At 64.4% G+C, this 17,536-nt stretch carries 13 protein-coding genes and 1 tRNA gene; 10 read left to right on the top strand and 4 right to left on the bottom strand.

Annotated features, from left to right (window positions below; all coding sequences use genetic code 11):
* The 3 genes from VNN55_05515 to def all read right to left on the bottom strand — a co-directional run.
* Positions 1-416, bottom strand: a 416-nt coding sequence (locus tag VNN55_05515) for a hypothetical protein (protein HWO57005.1), incomplete at its 3' end; no start/stop codon positions are given.
* 122 nt (positions 417-538) lie between these two features.
* On the bottom strand, positions 539-3,322 hold the full coding sequence (locus tag VNN55_05510; GenBank protein HWO57004.1) for a TIGR03960 family B12-binding radical SAM protein: 2,784 nt from the start codon (positions 3,320-3,322) through the stop codon (positions 539-541).
* A 42-nt stretch (positions 3,323-3,364) separates the two neighbouring features.
* Positions 3,365-3,904 (bottom strand): peptide deformylase, encoded by a 540-nt coding sequence (def, locus tag VNN55_05505; GenBank protein ID HWO57003.1) that lies wholly within the window; start codon positions 3,902-3,904, stop codon positions 3,365-3,367.
* A 323-nt stretch (positions 3,905-4,227) separates the two neighbouring features.
* Here def and nifJ point away from each other — a divergent pair, with 323 nt between their 5' ends.
* The 3 genes from nifJ to VNN55_05490 all read left to right on the top strand — a co-directional run bounded on the left by nifJ (position 4,228) and on the right by VNN55_05490 (position 9,040).
* Positions 4,228-7,830 carry a pyruvate:ferredoxin (flavodoxin) oxidoreductase gene (nifJ, locus tag VNN55_05500; protein ID HWO57002.1) on the top strand — a complete coding sequence of 1,201 codons (3,603 nt, stop codon included), beginning with the start codon at positions 4,228-4,230 and terminating at the stop codon, positions 7,828-7,830.
* 2 nt (positions 7,831-7,832) lie between these two features.
* Positions 7,833-8,831 carry a dihydroorotate dehydrogenase-like protein gene (locus VNN55_05495; protein ID HWO57001.1) on the top strand — a complete coding sequence of 333 codons (999 nt, stop codon included), beginning with the start codon at positions 7,833-7,835 and terminating at the stop codon, positions 8,829-8,831.
* 134 nt (positions 8,832-8,965) lie between these two features.
* Positions 8,966-9,040, top strand: a tRNA-Glu gene (locus VNN55_05490).
* A gap of 107 nt (positions 9,041-9,147) precedes the next feature.
* Here the strand turns inward: VNN55_05490 and VNN55_05485 are convergent.
* Positions 9,148-12,057: a protein kinase gene (locus VNN55_05485; protein HWO57000.1), complete on the bottom strand. Its 2,910-nt coding sequence runs from the start codon at positions 12,055-12,057 to the stop codon at positions 9,148-9,150.
* Positions 12,058-12,190: 133 nt separating this feature from the next.
* Here VNN55_05485 and VNN55_05480 point away from each other — a divergent pair, with 133 nt between their 5' ends.
* From VNN55_05480 to VNN55_05450, 7 genes are all read left to right on the top strand, one after another.
* Positions 12,191-12,826: an ABC transporter ATP-binding protein gene (locus tag VNN55_05480; protein ID HWO56999.1), complete on the top strand. Its 636-nt coding sequence runs from the start codon at positions 12,191-12,193 to the stop codon at positions 12,824-12,826.
* Positions 12,819-13,478, top strand: coding sequence for a heme exporter protein CcmB (locus VNN55_05475; GenBank protein HWO56998.1), 660 nt, complete (start codon positions 12,819-12,821; stop codon positions 13,476-13,478). The genes VNN55_05480 and VNN55_05475 overlap by 8 nt, the downstream gene beginning before the upstream one ends.
* A 93-nt stretch (positions 13,479-13,571) precedes the next feature.
* Positions 13,572-14,246 (top strand): cytochrome c biogenesis protein CcsA, encoded by a 675-nt coding sequence (gene ccsA / locus VNN55_05470; protein ID HWO56997.1) that lies wholly within the window; start codon positions 13,572-13,574, stop codon positions 14,244-14,246.
* A 3-nt stretch (positions 14,247-14,249) separates the two neighbouring features.
* Entirely contained in the window at positions 14,250-14,363 is a 114-nt protein-coding gene (locus VNN55_05465) for a CcmD family protein (protein HWO56996.1), read from the top strand.
* Positions 14,356-14,772: a cytochrome c maturation protein CcmE gene (locus tag VNN55_05460; GenBank protein ID HWO56995.1), complete on the top strand. Its 417-nt coding sequence runs from the start codon at positions 14,356-14,358 to the stop codon at positions 14,770-14,772. Before VNN55_05465 ends, VNN55_05460 begins: the two co-directional genes overlap by 8 nt.
* A gap of 150 nt (positions 14,773-14,922) precedes the next feature.
* Positions 14,923-16,320: an ATP-binding protein gene (locus VNN55_05455; protein HWO56994.1), complete on the top strand. Its 1,398-nt coding sequence runs from the start codon at positions 14,923-14,925 to the stop codon at positions 16,318-16,320.
* Positions 16,317-17,536 (top strand): response regulator (locus tag VNN55_05450; GenBank protein HWO56993.1); only part of this gene is annotated, 1,220 nt, incomplete at its 3' end. The genes VNN55_05455 and VNN55_05450, both read left to right, overlap by 4 nt.

Genomic DNA, 17,536 nt, shown 5'->3' with positions numbered 1-17,536 from the left:
GCTCCCGCCGAGCCGTGCTTATCAGGCAAACCTGCCGCAATTCGCGCGCCCGACCCCCGCATTCGCAGAAGCGGCTTTTGAGCCCCCTCCCCCGCCACGCCTAACGAAGGCGGCTCGGCAGGAGCCTCGCCCTCCCGGACCTTCTCAACCAGCGTGGCCAGATCGTATTTGCGGTCATTGCCGACGATCAGATCGACCGCATCGATCCGGGCGACCGCATCGGGCTCGGCCTGCACGTAGCACCCCACGGCGCAGACAATCGCCTCGGGATTGCGGCGACGGACCTTGCGGATCTCCTGGCGGCAGCGGGCATCGGCATGATCGGTGACCGAACAGGTGTGTATGACGGCGACATCGGCGGGCTGGCCGTGTTCGACCACGCGATACCCCCGCTGACGGAACCGTTCGGCGATCATCGCCGTCTCGGCCTGATTGAGACGGCACCCAAGCGTGTAAAAGGACACGCTGCGAGGCGAGTCCAACGAAGTCACAGAGGGAGTACCGGCGACGGACGGCATACAATGGGCGGAATCGGGCATTACACGTCCATGGGCGTGAGGAACCGTCCCTCGATCAGCCGCCCCATGCGCCGGCGGGTGATGGTGGTGCCTTCAGGCCAGCCATCGCAGAGCGACTCGACCATTTCGCGCGGCTTGACCGAACGTCCCTCGCGCGAGACCAGCGTCAGGTACCAGTGGGTGGCGCCGTTGTCGCTTTCGAAACGCCACTGATCGACGAACTCAGCGGCGTTGATCCGCTTGCGACGATCCTTCATGACCCGTTCAATCATCCAGCCGCCGTTGGACAGGCGGTGCTCGAGGTCGGCGATCAGCTTATCCAGACCGCCGGTGCGCGCAACGAGCGTCGTGGTCTCGAAGGAGACGGCGTACTCGAAGCGATCGGTCAGCTTTTCAATCGACGGCGCGCCATCGGGCAGAGGCGCCACCGCGCGCACGACGAACCCCTCATGCAGGGTGGCATTGAGGGCTTCGGCCAACCGGTCGGGAGCCCACGGTTCAGTCAGCTCGACGTCGAAGTACTCGTTCTCCCCGGCCACGCCGACCGGCAGAGCCGGACCGAAGGCCAGCTTGGGATGCGGGTGGAAACCGCCCGAGAAGGCAATCGGCCACTTGGCGCGGCGTCCGGCGCGATCGATCAGGCGGCCGACTTCCAGATGCGACAGGTAGCGCGACAGCCCGAGCTTGCCATAGCAAACGCGGTAGCGGTAGAGCGGACCGGGAGTCGGCTCGAACGGCTGCGCGGCCGCCTCATAGTCGCGGTCGCCGAGTTTGGACTCGCTTTCCTGAAATTCACCGACCTCGCGCGGCACCACCGTGGGCAGACGATCGCGGCCATAGCGGTCGAGCATCGCCTCTTTTTCGATCACGATCTGGTCGGCGGACAGTCCCGCCTGTTCGCGTTCGATGGCGATGGCCTTCAGATCGCAGTCGACGCCGCAATCATAACAGACCAGCTTGACCGTGCCATCCTTGTGCCGCGGCGGGTTGTGCCGTTTGGGCAAATACGGTTTCTCGCAGGGATGCAGGAAGCGCGAGGCCAGCCCGGCCTTGAGATCCTTGAGCAGAAACTCCCTGGATACACGCGAGTCGATGTGGTCCCAGATCAGTTCCGCTTCGGTCGGCAGCGCCGGGAGAAACTGGTCGGGGTCCAGCCCCGCGGCGCGGAACGACTCGTTCCAATGCTCTTCACGGAAATAATCGCTCCACTCGTCGAACCGCGCGCCGCGCCGCCAGGCGGCTTCGATGATCTGTCCCAGGCGACGGTCGCCGCGCGAGAAGACCGCCTCGAGACGCGAGAGGCGGACCTCGTGCGTCTTCAGGTCGATCCCCTTGAACTTGCGCAGACGATCCTGCAAGAGGCGCTGTTTGCGCATCAGATTGGCGGGATCATCGAAGGGCACCCATTGGAACGTCGAGTGGGCCTTCGGCACCAGCGAAGAGACCGAAACGACCACGGTGATCCCGCGCGGGCCGACCCGTTTGCCGATCTGGTAGACCCGGATGGCGGTCTCGGCGATGCCGATGACATCCTCGTCGGTCTCGGTGGGCAGGCCGATCATGAAGTAGAGTTTCAGCCGGGTCCAGCCGTTGGAAAAGGCGATCTCGGCGGCGGTGTCGATGTTGGCGTCGGTGACGCCCTTGTTGATGACATCGCGCATGCGCTGGGTGCCGGCTTCGGGCGCGATGGTGAAGCCGGTCTTGCGCACCTTGGCGATTTCGCGGGCGATTTCCTCGGTGACGCCGTAGACGCGCAGCGACGAGACCGACATCGCCGAGCGGCGGATCTGCAGTTCGGCCATCACCGCCTTGGCCAGCGGTGTGATGCAGGAATAGTCGGCGGTCGACAGCGCGGTCAGCGAGGCCTCCTCGAAACCGGTCCGGTCGATGCCGTTGACGATGGTGTTGACGATCGATTCGGGGGAGCGTTCGCGCACCGGACGGTAGATGATTCCGGCCTGGCAGAAACGGCACCCCTCGGTGCAGCCGCGCGCGATCTCGACCGCGACGCGGTCATGCACGATGTCTCCCTGCGGCACGAGGATGTCGGCCGGGAAGGGATAGCGATTGACATCGTCGACCAGGGCCTTGCGCACCGGATACGGGGCGCCTTCGGTCGGGCAGACATGGACAAATCCGGTGGCCTCATCGACGCGGGTGCGGTAGAGCGACGGCGCGTAGAGACCGGTGATCTCGTTGGCCAGTTGGGCGATCCGTCCGGCGCGCGGGACACCCTGCGCCTTCAGCTCGGCGTTGCGCAGGAGGACATCGCGAAAGGCCTCCTCCCCATCGCCGATCAGAAAGATGTCGACGAAGTCGCTCATCGGCTCCGGATTGAAGACCACCGGTCCGCCGGCCATCACGATCGGATCATCGTCGCCGCGCTCCCACCGGTGCAGCGGGATGCCGCCGAGCTCGAGCATGGTCAGCACGTTGGTGTGCGACATCTCCGATTGCAGCGAGAAGCCCACGATGTCGAAGCGCCAGAGCGGCGTGCGGGTCTCGACGGAGAACAGCGGCACACGGTGGTCGCGCAGGCGCGCCTCCATGTCCGGGAAGGGGCAGTAGGCGCGCTCGACATAGATGCGCGCGTCGTTGTTCAGGTGGGCATAGAGGATGCGCAGCCCCAGGTGCGACATCCCGATTTCGTACGAATCGGGAAACGCCAGACAGGCGCGCGCGGAGACCGTGGCCGGGTCTTTGGTGACGCGGTGCAGCTCGCCGCCGATGTAGCGTCCCGGCTTCTGGACCGTGTCCAAGAGGCGGGCCAACAGCCGATCATCGATGGTGATGTCTGATCTCATCATCATCCCGCGGCAGACATGGTTGCCTGCCCTCCTCCGTGTTCAATCGAGATGGCCGACGACGTAGCGTTCGTACTCGCGCAGATACGTCAGCGACTTCAAATCGCGCATGCGGTCGAGAAAGACCACGCCGTTGAGGTGATCGACTTCATGCTGGTAGACCACCGCCGGGAATCCCTCGACCTCGCGGTCGATCGGCTTGCCGGCGCGGTCATGGCCGCGCAGACGGATCTTGCGGATGCGCGGGACCCGTCCGCGAAAGTCGGGAATCGACAGACAGCCCTCGTAGAAGGCGATTTCTTCATCGGTCAGGAAGGTGATCTCGGGATTAAAAACGGCGCTGCGCTCGGCCAGAACCCGTCCCTCGTGCTCGGGATCGGGGATTTCCTCGGTCACCAACAGACGGAACGGCTGATGAACCTGCGGGGCGGCCAGTCCGACGCCGACGTATTCGACCATGGTGTCGAACATGTCGTCGACCAACTGCTGCATTTCCGCGGATTTGATCCGGTCAACGGAGACCGGATCGGCGACCCGGCGCAGGATGGGATGACCCAGTTTGGCGACTTTGAGGATGGCCATGGCGTTGTCAGCTCGTTATGCCCGTAACCCTCCGGAAGTTAAGAAGTTCCGGGCCGGGAGTAAACCCCAATATCCGACTGTTTCGGTCATAACATTCTGACATGGACGATGACGAAAAGTCAAGCGAGCCAGATTGACGCACTCGCTTGTGGCACAATTCAATAAACGGACAAATCCCGCCTTGTTTGGGGGTGGTTTTTGACAGCGTGGCCCCAATTCGCGCCGTAGGTTGTGCGAGCGCGCGTCCGCATGTCACGAGACGCCAACAAGGGGCTTGCATGAGTGTTGCACAACCGATTTCCAGCACCAAACCGCGGCCACGGATGACCCCGGAACCTCCGCCCCGCCGGCCGCAGGTCTACAAGACAATTGACGGCAACGAGGCGGCGGCCTACACCGCCTACCGTTTAAGCGAAGTGATCGCGATTTACCCGATTACTCCTTCCTCGCCGATGGGCGAGCACTCCGACGCCTGGTCCTCGGCGAACGAGCCCAACATCTGGGGCGCTATTCCCAGCGTGGTCGAGATGCAAAGCGAAGGGGGCGCGGCGGGCGCGGTCCACGGGGCGTTGGCCACCGGGGCGCTGACGACGACGTTCACCTCGTCGCAAGGCCTGTTGCTGATGATCCCGAACATGTTCAAGATCGCCGGCGAGTTGACGCCGACGGTGTTCCATGTGGCGGCGCGGGCGGTGGCGACGCATGCGCTGTCGATTTTCGGCGACCACTCCGACGTGATGGCGGCGCGCTCGACCGGGTTTGCGCTCCTGGCAGCGGCCTCGGTGCAGGAGGCCCATGATTTCCCGCTGATCGCGCAGGCGGCCACGCTCGAGTCGCGGGTGCCGTTTGTGCACTTCTTCGACGGGTTCCGCACCTCGCACGAAGTGCAGAAGATCGCCATTATCGACAAGGAGATCATGCGCGCCATGATCGACGAGGAGCTGGTGTTCGCGCATCGCCGTCGGGGCCTCTCCCCCGATCATCCGGTGCTGCGCGGGTCGGCACAGAATCCCGATGTCTTCTTCCAGGCGCGCGAAACCGTGAATCCGTTTTACGCGGCGACTCCGGCCATCGTGCAGAAGCAGATGGACCGTTTCGCCGAGCTGACCGGGCGCCGCTACCATTTGTTCGACTACTTCGGCGCGCCCGACGCCGAGCGGGTGATCGTCATCATGGGCTCGGGCGCCGACACGGCGCGCGAGACGGTCGACGATCTGGTCGCGCGCGGCGAGTCGGTCGGCGTGGTGGTTTGCCGCCTCTACCGGCCGTTCGACAACGCCGCATTCCTGGCGGCGCTGCCGGCTTCGGCCAGGTCGATCTCGGTGCTGGACCGCACCAAGGAACCGGGCGCCACCGGCGAGCCGTTCTACTGCGATGTGGTCACCGCCATCCGCGAGAACGAGGAAGAACCGTCGCGCCGCCTCAGGCACGCGCCCCGCATCCGCGGCGGCCGCTACGGACTGTCGTCGAAGGAATTCACCCCGGCGATGATCAAGGGCATCTTCGACGAGTTGAAGAAGGACCAGCCGAAGAACCACTTCACCATCGGCATCAGGGACGATGTCTCGCTCACCAGTCTCGACTACGATCCGCTTTTCCGCACCACGCACAGGAACCGGTTTGCGGCGGTGTTCTATGGGCTGGGGTCCGATGGCACGGTGGGCGCCAATAAGAACTCGATTAAGATCATCGGCGAGGGCACGGACAATTACGCGCAGGGGTACTTTGTCTATGACTCGAAGAAGGCCGGATCAGTGACGGTCTCGCACCTGCGCTTCGGGCCGGAGCCGATCCGCTCGGCCTACCTGGTCGATGAGGCGCAGTTTGTCGGTTGCCACCAGTTTGTCTTCCTCGAGAAGTACCCGGTGTTGGAATTGGCGGCGCCGGGCGGGACGTTCCTGCTCAACAGCCACTATGGCCCCGACGAGGTCTGGGACCATCTGCCGCGGACGATTCAGGAGGAGATCATCGCCAAGAAACTGAAGTTCTGGGTGATCGACGGCTACTCGGTGGCCAAGGCGGCGGGGATGGGCGGGCGCATCAACTCCGTGATGCAGACCTGCTTCTTCGCGATTTCCGGCATCTTCCCGCGCGAGGAGGCGATTGCGCGCATCAAGGCGGCAATCCAGTCGACCTACGGCGTCAAGGGGAAGGAAATCGTGGAGATGAACTGGCGGGCGGTCGATCAGACGCTGGCCAATCTGCACGAGGTCAAGGTGCCCGACAAGGTGACCAGCCGGATCGAGCTGCCGCCGGTGGTGCCCGATCATGCGCCGGAGTTTGTGCGCAAGGTCACCGCGCCGATGATCGCCGGACGCGGCGATGATCTGCCGGTCTCGGCGATGCCCTGTGACGGGACCTTCCCGGTGGGCACCGCCAAGTGGGAAAAGCGCAACATCGCGCAGGAAATCCCGGTCTGGGACGGCGATGTCTGCATCGCCTGCGGCAAGTGCGCGATGGTCTGCCCGCATTCGGTGATTCGTATCAAGGTCTATGACCCGAAGTATCTGCAGAACGCGCCGCCGACCTTCAAGTCGATCGACGCCAAGGACCGCGAGTGGGCGGGCATGAAGTACACGATCCAGGTCGCGCCCGAGGATTGCACCGGCTGCGGCGTGTGCGTCGACGTCTGCCCGGCCAAGAACAAGTCGCAGACCCGGCTGAAAGCGTTGAACATGGCGCCGCAACCGCCGTTGCGCGAACCGGAACGCGCCAACTGGGAGTACTTCCTCACCATTCCGGAACTGGACCGCAGACTGATCAAGCAAAGCAGCGTGCGTCAGTCGCAGGTGCTCGAGCCGCTGTTTGAGTTCTCCGGCGCGTGCGCGGGCTGCGGCGAGACGCCGTATCTGCACCTGTTGACGCAACTGTTCGGCGATCGCGCCATCATCGCCAACGCGACGGGGTGTTCTTCGATCTACGGCGGCAACCTGCCGACGACGCCGTACACGGTCAACGCCGAAGGCCGCGGCCCGGCCTGGTCGAATTCGCTGTTTGAGGACAACGCCGAGTTCGGCATGGGATTCCGGCTGACCATCGACCAGCAGAAGCAGGCCGCCTGCGATCTGCTCAAGACGATGGAATCCGCCCTCGGCGCCGAGTTGGTGAACGCGCTGGTCACGGCCGAGCAAAAGGACGAAGCCGACATCTTCGAGCAGCGCGAGCGGGTCGAACTCCTCAAACGCAAACTGGCGGAGATCGACACGCCGGAGGCGCGTCGACTGCTATCGCTGGCCGACATGCTGGTGAAAAAGAGCGTCTGGATAGTCGGCGGCGACGGCTGGGCGTACGACATCGGCTACGGCGGCCTCGATCATGTGATGGCGTCGGGACGCAACGTCAACATCCTCGTGCTGGACACCGAGGTCTATTCGAACACCGGCGGCCAGATGTCGAAGTCGACGCCGCGCGCCGCGGTGGCCAAGTTCGCCGCGGCCGGCAAGCCGGGACCGAAGAAGGACCTGGCGCTGATGGCCGCCACCTACCGCAACGTCTATGTCGCGCGGGTCGCCATGGGGGCCAAGGACGAACACACGCTCAAGGCCTTCCTGGAGGCGGAGTCCTACGACGGTCCTTCGATCATCATCGCCTACAGCCACTGCATCGCGCACGGCATCGACATGATGCACGGCATGCAGAACCAGAAGGCGGCGGTGGCCTCGGGTCATTGGCCGCTGTTCCGTCACGATCCACGCCGCGCCGCGCAGGGGCTCAATCCCTTTGTGCTCGACTCGGGGGCGCCGAAGATGAAAATCGAGGATTACCTGCGCATGGAGAACCGCTACCAGATGCTGACCAAGAGCCATCCGGAGCGCTCCAAGGAACTCTGGAAGAACGCCCAGAAGGACGTCCATGAGCGCTGGGAAATGCATCAGCGCCTGGCATCCGGCGGCGACCACGAACCAAAAACCGACGGGGGCGTGTAGCGATGGACCTGAGCACAACCTATATGGGCATGACGCTGGCCAACCCGCTGGTGGCCTCGGCGTCGCCGCTGTCGGAAGAGATCGACAACATCAAGCGCCTCGAGGATGCCGGCGCCGCCGCGGTCGTGCTCTACTCCCTGTTTGAGGAGCAGCTCTCCCGCGAGCAGATGGCGCTTTTTCACCACCTCTCGCAAGGCACCGAGAGTTTCGCCGAGGCGGTGACCTACTTTCCCGAGCCCCCCGAGTTTCACGTCGGTCCGGAGCAGTACCTCGAGCACATTCGCCGGGCCAAGCAGGCGGTGGAGATTCCGATCATCGCCAGTCTGAATGGTTGCACCAACGGCGGCTGGACCGAGTTCGCGCGCCTGATGCAGCAGGCCGGAGCCGACGCCATTGAACTGAACATCTACTCGCTGCCCACTGATCTGGACCGCACCGGGGCCGAAGTGGAGCAGGACTGCCTCGACACGGTCCGGGCGGTCAAGTCATCGGTGAGCATCCCGGTGGCGGTGAAGCTGTCGCCGTTCTACAGCTCGATGGCCAACATGGCGCGTCGGCTGGATGACGCCGGGGCCGACGGGCTGGTGCTGTTCAATCGCTTCTACCAGCCGGACATCGACCTGGAGACACTCGATGTTCACCCGAATGTCCTGCTCAGCCAGCCGCAGGCATTGCGTCTGCCGCTGCGCTGGATCGCGATCCTCCACGGCCGTGTGCGCGCCAGTCTGGCCGCGACCAGCGGCGTGCATAACGCCGGCGATTCGTTGAAACTGTTGATGGCCGGCGCCAACGCCACGATGATGTGCTCGGTCCTGCTGAAGCGCGGCATCGGGCACTTGTCGCTGGTGCTCGAGGAGATGCGCCATTGGCTGAAGGAACACGAGTACTCCTCGGTGCGTCAGTTGCAAGGGTCGATGAGCCACCTGCACACGCAGGATCCGTCGTCGTACGAGCGTGTGCAGTACATGCGCGCCCTGCACAGTGTGCCGGTGCCGGATTGAACGACCGATGACCGAGGGCCCGTCGGGAGCGCCAACGCTTCGGACGGGCCCGGTTTTTTTATGGCTTGACGGGCCCGTCAGGGATGGCGATCATAGGTGACTGTGGTTCGCCTCAAAAGGCGAGTCGTTGAGCCGTCCCTGTCGTCCAGCCCGGCCTAGGACACCGCCCTTTCACGGCGGCGACACGGGTTCGAATCCCGTCAGGGACGCTTCCTTTTTCAAGCCCAAAACGCATCCGGCCCCGATTCGATGGTGACATCGAACCGGGGCCGGACAGTCTTCGCGGTCGGTGCGGCCCTTGCCGCCCGACCGCCGACTACTGTGCGGTCAGACTGGCGTACAGCCGTTTGGCATCGGTCATCCAGGGCACATCCCAGTCGGCATTCCCCCAGAAGACCATCAGACGTTGCAACGGCTCGATGGCGTCCTTGTTGCGGCCCAATTTGACGAGGGCTTCGGCCTGCAGTTGCAAGCCGCGCAGGTAGGGCGCGCCGATCCAGTTGACTTCGGATTCCCGGCGCAGCTGCACAAGTTCGCGCAGGGCTTCGTCGTAGCGTCCCAGCCCGATCAATGCCTCGGCGACATTGGCGCGCCAGAGGGTGGTGTCGTTGCTGTAGCGGCGGCCGCGCAGGTAGTGATCGTAGGCGGACTTGTAATCGCGCATCTCGATGGCCAGGCACCCTTCGATGCCGGCGGCTTCGCCCAACAGGTCGAGTGTGTCGAGCCGTCCGCCCCATTCGGCGCGCACTTTCTGGATCAACTGCCGGGCCTCGTCGCCGCGCTGCAGTTTGCAGAGGGCATAGGCCTGCAGGAGATCCCCCTGCGGGCTGATCGTGTCGATCTGCGCGACGCGGCGAAATTCTTCCAGCGCCTCGGCGGGACGCCCGGCGTCGAAGTAGACCCACCCCAGATTGTTGCGGGCGCCGGCTTCCTGATCGCGCAGATCAGCCGCCTCGGCCATGGTGGCGGCCTTGCGCAGGATACTGACCGCCTCGTTGAACCGTCCCCAGGTTTTGTGGACGGAGGCGACGCTGCGCAGCGCCAGTTGGCGGGTCAGTTGGTTGTCGCTGGCCAGGGTCTTTGAATACCAGCTGATGGCGCTGTCGGGCTCGCCCTGCAGGACGAAGATGCGGGCAATTTCACGGTAGCCATTGCGCTTTTCCGGGTCGACGTCGATGGCGCGCTGGTACCAGACCCGCGCCGAATCAAGGCGCCCCTGCGCCAGTTGCACATCGCCGAGAATCTCCAGCGGGATCACGTCATTGGGGCGCACCTCGCGGTAATGCGCGGCGACCTCGGTGGCGGCGGCGTAATCCTTCTTCTTCAGATACGCCTGCGCCAGAGCCAGAAGCGCATACGGATAATCGGGGTCCAGATCGAGGGCGCGGCGGCAGTAGAGGATCGTCGTGTCGGCCTCATTGCGTATGCCGCCGGAGGCGAAATTCGCCACCCAAAAGAAGGCCTCCTTGTGAGTCGGGCATTCGACGGTCGAGCGCTTGAGCGTGCGCAGCGCCGATTCAAAGTCGCGCTTTTCGCCGATCTCCACGGCCAGCGCCTGGACCAGCAACCGTTCGCAGGTGGGCACGCGGTCGATGTAGCGTCGCGCCACGGCCATTGCCGCAAAACCCTGCTCGGAACGGCCGTCGGAGAAGTAGGCGATGGCCTTGCGCAGGTACGCCAGGGCGAAGCTCGAATCCAGTTCAATGGCGCGGTCGAAGTGCGGATGGGCCGCATCCCAGTCCAGCGCATGGTAGAATTCCATCCCACTGAGATACTCGCGGTAGGCCTCGGGGTTGTTGGTGGTGGCATCGGAAACCGGGATGTCGCCGGCCAGCGCCTGCGTTTCGGAGAGTCCGATGCGGCGCTTGATGCGCAAAGAGAGGTCATCGACCATGGCAAACAGATCGTCGCCGTCAACCCGCTCCGAGCCGACGACATCGCCGCTGGCGACATCGATGATCTGGGCGGTGATGATCGAACGGCCGCCCAGTTTGGAGAGGGCGCCGGTCAGAAGACGCGTCGCCCCCGCCTTCTTGGCGATGTCGATGGCGTCGCTTTTGGCGATCCGCCCGTCGCCGTAGTCGAACTCATGCTTGGCCAGGTCATAGAGCCGCTGGCTGGAGACCACCTTGACGAACTCGGAGGCCGACAGATCGGTGGTGAGCAGGTCGGCGATGATGTCGCCCTGACGGTCGCTGTCGCGGGGATCGCTCAGGTTCTCGAAATTGAGCACCGCGACGGTGTTCTCGTTGGCGACCGCCTCCCCGCGCTGGGGACGGGAGCCATCGTCGCGGTCCAAGGCGAAGAGGATGCCCGTCAGAATGGCGGCAACGCCGGCGATCCCCCAGAGGAGGCGGCGGCGGCGCCCGCGGCGGTAGACCGGCAATTGCCCGGATGAGATGCGCGAGATTTCCATCGCGCGCGCCACGGCGCGCAGATCGGCTTCGACCGCGCCGCCATCCGGGTAGCGATCGTCGCGTTTCTTGGACAGACAGCGCTCGATCACTGCGATAATCGGATCGGGAATCTCCGGATCGAGGGTCTTGAGCGGCGCGGGCTGCTCATGGACGATGCAGTAGAGCGCCGCCGCGGCGTGCTCGGCGGCGAAGGCCATCCTGCCTCCGAACATCTCGTACAGCAGGACACCCAGCGAGAAGACATCGGAGCGGGCGTCGATGTCCATCCCCTGCGCCTGCTCGGGGGACATGTAGCCGACGGTGCCGACGGTGGCGCCGCGGTTGGTCAGGCCGGAAGATTCGCGCCATTTGGCCAGGCCGAAGTCGGTCAGGCGGGCGCGGTCATCCTTGCCGATCAGGACATTCTCGGGCTTGACGTCGCGATGTATGATGCCATGGGCATGGGCGGCGCCGAGGGCCGAAGCCAGCTGGATGCCGTACCGGATGGCCTGCTCGCGCGAGAGCCGTCCGCGCGCCAGCTTTTCCTTGAGCGTCTCGCCATCGACGTAGGCCATGGCGATAAACGGCTGGCCATCGTAATCGTTGATCTCGTAGATGGTCAGGATATTGGGGTGGTCGATCGAGGAGGCCGCGGTGGCCTCCAGCTCGAGCCGGCGGCGGCGTTCGGGGTCGGTGGCGAACTCACGCGGCAGGAACTTGAGGGCGACTTTGCGGCCGAGCTTGGTATCGGTGGCCAGAAAGACTTCGCCCATGCCGCCCGCCCCCAACCGGGCGATCACCTGGTAATGTCGGATTGCCTGGTCAATCATCGGGGGGAATCACTCGCACCGGCGCACCATTGTCAACACGTACCTCGGGGCCGCTTTTTGACTGTCGCATTCCGGCGCCCCGACTAAATTGTACTGGATTGGGCGCGCGAATGTTGCGCCTTTGTCCTCCCCCATGACCGATCCGACCACATTCACCCTGCGCGTGGAGAAGGTGTCGAAGTCCTTCGGACGGCGGGTCATCTGCCGCGGGGTCGAGCTGGAGCTCGCCGCCGGCGAAAGCATCGCGGTGGTCGGGCCGAATGGCTCAGGCAAATCGACCTTCGTGAAGATGCTGGCCGGGCTGGTCCGTCCCGATCGGGGGCGGGTCAGCCATTACCGCGACGGACGCGAAATCAAGCCGGAACACTGGCATCGTCATCTGGGGATGGTCTCGCCGGAGTTGGCGCTCTACGAGGAATTGAGCGGCTATGAGAATCTGGCGTTTGCCGCCGCGGTCCTCGGATTGCCTGCCGATCGAGCGCATTCTGACACGTTGCTGGAGGAAGTCGGCCTCAGCGGCCGTGGCGCAGATCTGGTCGGGACCTATTCCTCGGGGATGAAGCACCGTCTCAAATTCGCCGCCGCCTTCCTGAAGGAGCCCGCGCTGCTGCTTTTGGATGAACCGACGGTGATGCTGGATGAGGACGGCGCGGCGCGGGTCTGGGCGGCGCTGGCGCGCCGCCGGGCCGCGGTCGTGATTGCCACCAACGACCCCGATGAGGCGCGACGGGCCCAGCGGCAGGTGACCATGGGAGCGGCCGATGCATAAGGCCTGGGCGGTCCTGGTCAAGGACGTACGCGCCGAGTACCGGACACGGTATGCGGTCAACGCGCTCTTTTTGTTCGCCCTGGTGACGCTCACGGCGCTGTCGTTTGCCACCGGCGGCACCGCGCTCTCCCCGCTACTGGCGGCGGTGTTCTACTGGGTCATCCTCTTCTTTTCGGTCTTCTCGTCGCTGGCGCAGACCTTCGTCAAGGAGGCGGAGACCAAGACCGAGTTCTTTCTGAAGCTGAACGCGCCCGACGACGCGGTGTTCTTCGGCAAGTGGACCTTCAACCTGATCCTCGTGTTTCTGCTGAATGTGATCCTGACGCCGCTGTTTGTCATTATGCTCAATATCACGCTGGCGCACTGGGGTGTCTGGCTTGTGACGTTGTGCCTGGGCGGGATCGGGCTGGTCTCGACCACCACCTTGCTGGGGGCTTTGATCGCCGCCGCGAATGTGCGCGGGGCGCTCTTTTCGGTGTTGGCGTTCCCGGTGTTGTTGCCGCTTTTGGTCACGGCGATCCGGGTCTCGGAGACGTGCTTTGGCGGCGGCACGGAGCTGGCCCAGGCCGACGCATTTCTGGTGCTGGGATCGTACGCGGTGGTCTCGACCACCGCGGCCTGGCTGCTTTTCCCCTTTGTCTGGCGGGATTAAGCGGCTGTCAAAAAGTCTGAGCGAATCGGTTTGGTTTTGGACCGTGTGGAAACGACGCTGTATAATCAGCCGGCATGGGACGGGAGGCATAGAGTGCTGTTGGTGCGCATAGGGGCGATCGTGCTGATCACGGCGGTGACGGTGCTGGCGTTTGTCACCGGTCCACCGCTGGCGGCGATGCAGTCGGGGGGCGAGGCCTCGCGTTTGTTTTACTTTCATGTGCCGATCGCGCAGGTGTCGTTTCTGTCGTTCATGGTGGCGGCGGTTTACGCGATCGTCTATTTGCGCAAACGCCGTCCCGACCATGACCGCGCGGCGGCGACGGCGGCGGAAATCGGCCTGATCTTCTCGATTGTCGCGTTGGTGACCGGGGCGCTCTGGGCCAAGCAGGCCTGGGGGGCATACTGGAACTGGGACCCGCGGCAGCTATTCCTGTTTGCGCTGGTGCTCTTTTACGGGGCATTTTTCGCCCTGCGGCAGGCGACCACCAACCCCGACACCAAGCGGCGGGTTTCGGCGGTGTATCTGATTTTCGGCGGGGCGATTTCGCCGTTTCTGTTTTTTGTCCTGCCGCGGCTGTACCGCTCGTTGCACGAGGACGCCAACCAGGTGGTGATGGCGGCGGGGTCGCAATCGACCATGTCCCCGCAGGTTGCGAGCATTTTTGGCGCCTCGACGCTGGGATTCCTCTTGCTCTATGTCTGGATGTTCAAATTGGGCGTGGCCGCCGCGCGTATTGAGGACGGCCCGGACGCCGATGGGGAGTGACAAATGAACGCGAACACAACGGCCGTGGTCGGGGTTCTCATCGTCTGGGCGGGAATTGTCTGGTACCTGGTCCGGATCGACCGTCGGATTAAACGGGGAGCGCGAACCGATGAATAAGCGGTACATCGTGGGAATCGGGATCATCGTGATCTGCGGGGTGGTGGGCTTTTCCGCCTTTCGCGGGTCGTTGACACCCTATGTCAGTTTCGCCGAAGCGCGGCAACTGGATCGGAATTGTCAGGTCATGGGGACCATCGACAAGGAGAATGTCCGATACGACCACGCCGCCGGGACCCTGCATTTCAACATCATCGACGAACAGGGGCACTCATTGCCGGTGGCCTACAAGGGCGTGACGCCCGGGAACTTCGACCAGGCCAATTCGGTGGTTTGCCAGGGGCAGTTTGTGGCGGGGACTTTCGAGGCCAACAACTTGCTGGTCAAATGCCCGTCGAAATACCAAGGCATGGAGGCGGCCGGCGAGCAAAACCCGCACGAAACCAAGCCAACCGACGACGGCGTCTAAACTCCTCCGCGATTGATCTGCAAAAGGCCGCCTTCGAGGCGGCCTTTTTCTTTCCAGTTGGAGCACAAGGATTTCGGCCCAATGCCGATACAGATATGGGGTATCCGGCTCCGATTCCACAAGCGGACCCTGACGAGGTAACTGCGTCCAATGGCCGACCAAACTTCGCATGTGCTGACCAATGCCTCCCGGCCCGCCGTATCGGCCCCGCACGGCGAGGACACGGACGCCCTCTTGGGCCAGATCCGCGAATTGCGCCGCGAGGTGTTCGATCTGAACGCACTGTTCGAGCTGGCACGTCAGTTCCACGAAGTCTGGGACGTGAACGCGTTGCTGGATGGCCTCCTGCTGGTGGCGATCGAGCACACGCGCGCGGGCGCAGCGGCGGTGGCGACGACGGAGTCGGACGGGAAAGAGCGGCTGTCGCGCTGGCGATCGAAGGGGTGGGACGCATCGGAGGAGCCGGACTGGACGGCCGAGTCCAATGCCGGCTGGGTGCGATGTCTGTGCGAACACCGCCACCCCATGGCGCTGTCCGCTCTGTGCGCGCAGTGCCCGGATGACACGGCCCAGTTGGATGCCTTCCGCCGCGCCGGTTGCATGATGCTGGCCCCGATGGTGCGTCGTGACCGGGTGCGCGGCCTCCTCTACCTTTCCGGACGTGTCGATGGCGCCGCATTCACCTCCGGGGATCTGGCCTTTCTGGATTTACTGATGGATCAGTTCGTCGTGTCGCTGGACAACGCCGTTCTTGCCGAACGCGAGCGCGACACGCATGAGCAACTGCTGATCGCGCGCCAGCAACTGGCCTCGGCCGAGAAGCTGGCGGCGCTGGGGCAGATGGCGGCGACCATCGCCCACGAAGTGCGCAATCCCACCGGCATCATCCGCAACTACCTCGCGTTGATTCGTCCGGCGTTGACCGGACACCCCGCCGAACTGGAGCACCTCGACATCATCAGCGAAGAATTGGTGCGCGTGGAAGCGTTCGTGCAAAACCTGCTGGGGGCGTTCCACCCGCATCGCTCCGAAGCGGCGGCGTTGTCGCTGCCGGGGCAACTGGAGCAGGTGACTTCGTTCTTCCGGCCGCGGTTCGCCGGCCGCCGCATCGAGGTCGTCAACCGGCTCGATGGGTCGGTTCCGCCGGTCTACGCCGAGCCGGAGCCGTTACGCCAGGTCCTGATCAATTTGCTGCTCAACGCCATTGACGCCATGCCCCGCGGCGGGACGATCACGTACTCGGCGGAGTGGACGGCGGACACGGTGGAGCTGGCGATCGCCGACACGGGCAGCGGCATTTCGAAAGAACTTCTCGATGACATCTTCAATCCCTTCGTGACCTCGAAGCCGCAGGGCGAGGGGAGCGGGCTGGGGCTTTCGATCTGCCGGGGTCTCCTGGAGCGTTTCGGCGCCGCCATCGCGGCGCGCAACCAGGCCCCGCCGGCGCACGGCGCGGTGTTCACCATTCGGCTGCGGCGCGCGGGCGACGCGGAATGCCAGTCTGTGGATATCACCCGACAACTCTTTCCCCATGAGGTCCGACGGTGAACGAACCGGGAGTGATGGCGATGCCGCCGCGCGCGGCGGGGGCGCCGACGGTTGGCCGCATTCTGATCGTCGACGACGAAACCCGGATGACCGATTCGCTCTGCGCGCTCTTGGCGCGCGCGGGACATTCGACGGCAGGGGCCTACGACGCCGACGGCGCCGAACGCCTGCTCGACCAGGACGATTTCGACGTGGTGCTCACCGACCTGCGTCTGCCCGGGCCCAGCGGGCTTGACGTGCTGAAGGCGGCGCATGCCAACGACCCGGAGCGGCCGGTGATCATCATGACCGCCTACGCGACGCTGGAGGCGGCGGTCGCCGCCATTGGCGAGGGCGCCTATGACTTTCTGATCAAGCCGGTGGACCAACACGAACTGGAATTGACGGTCGCCCGGGCGCTGGACCGCCGTCGTCTGCAGAAGGCGACGCGGAAACTGGTGGACGAGCTGCGCACATCCAATGAGCAACTGTCCCGTCGGGTGGCCGAGCTCGACGCCCTCCACGAGGTGTCGTTGGCGCTGTCGACGACGGCGGAATTGCCGAAGCTGTTCGGCGCAATCCTGCAGCGCGCCACCACCGTGGTCGGGGCCAAGCATGGCTCGGTCATGCTGCTTCAGTCGTCGGGGCTTTTGAAGATCGTGGCGGTGCACGGCAAGGAGTCGCGCCACCTGGAAAACACGGAGATTCCCGTCGGCAATTCGATTGCCGGCTGGGTGGCGATGCACGGCGAGCCGCTGTTGATCGAGGATGTCGAATCCGACCCGCGGTTTGCCCATCGCAACCGTCCGCAGTTTGAGACCAAGTCGCTGATGTGCGCGCCGCTGCGCACGCCGAACGGCACGTTGGGCGTGATCTGCCTGTCGGACCGCCATGACGGCGCCAGCTTTTCGCACGAGGATTTGAAGCTGCTGTCGACCGTGGCCACGCAGGCGGCGATCGCCATCGAGGATTCGCAGAACTTCCAGACGGTGCGCCGCCAGCTGCGCGAGGCCACCGCGTTGCACCAATTGTCGGAGCAACTGACGGAGGTGGAACGCACCGACCAGATGGTGATGGCGGTGTTCGCCTGTCTCGATCAATTGGTGGTCTGTGATTCGCTGCAGTGGTGGCTGTGGGACTCGGTCAGCCAGTCGCTGCGGCTGTATGCCGACACGACGCAGGCGCATCTGCCGGACATCGACAATGCGCTCGCGGCGGCGTTGCCGGTCTCGGCGGT

The sequence above is a fragment of the bacterium genome (assembly GCA_035559435.1).
GTDB lineage: Bacteria > Zixibacteria > MSB-5A5 > WJJR01 > WJJR01 > JACQFV01.
This window is presented reverse-complemented; position numbering and strand designations above follow the sequence as displayed.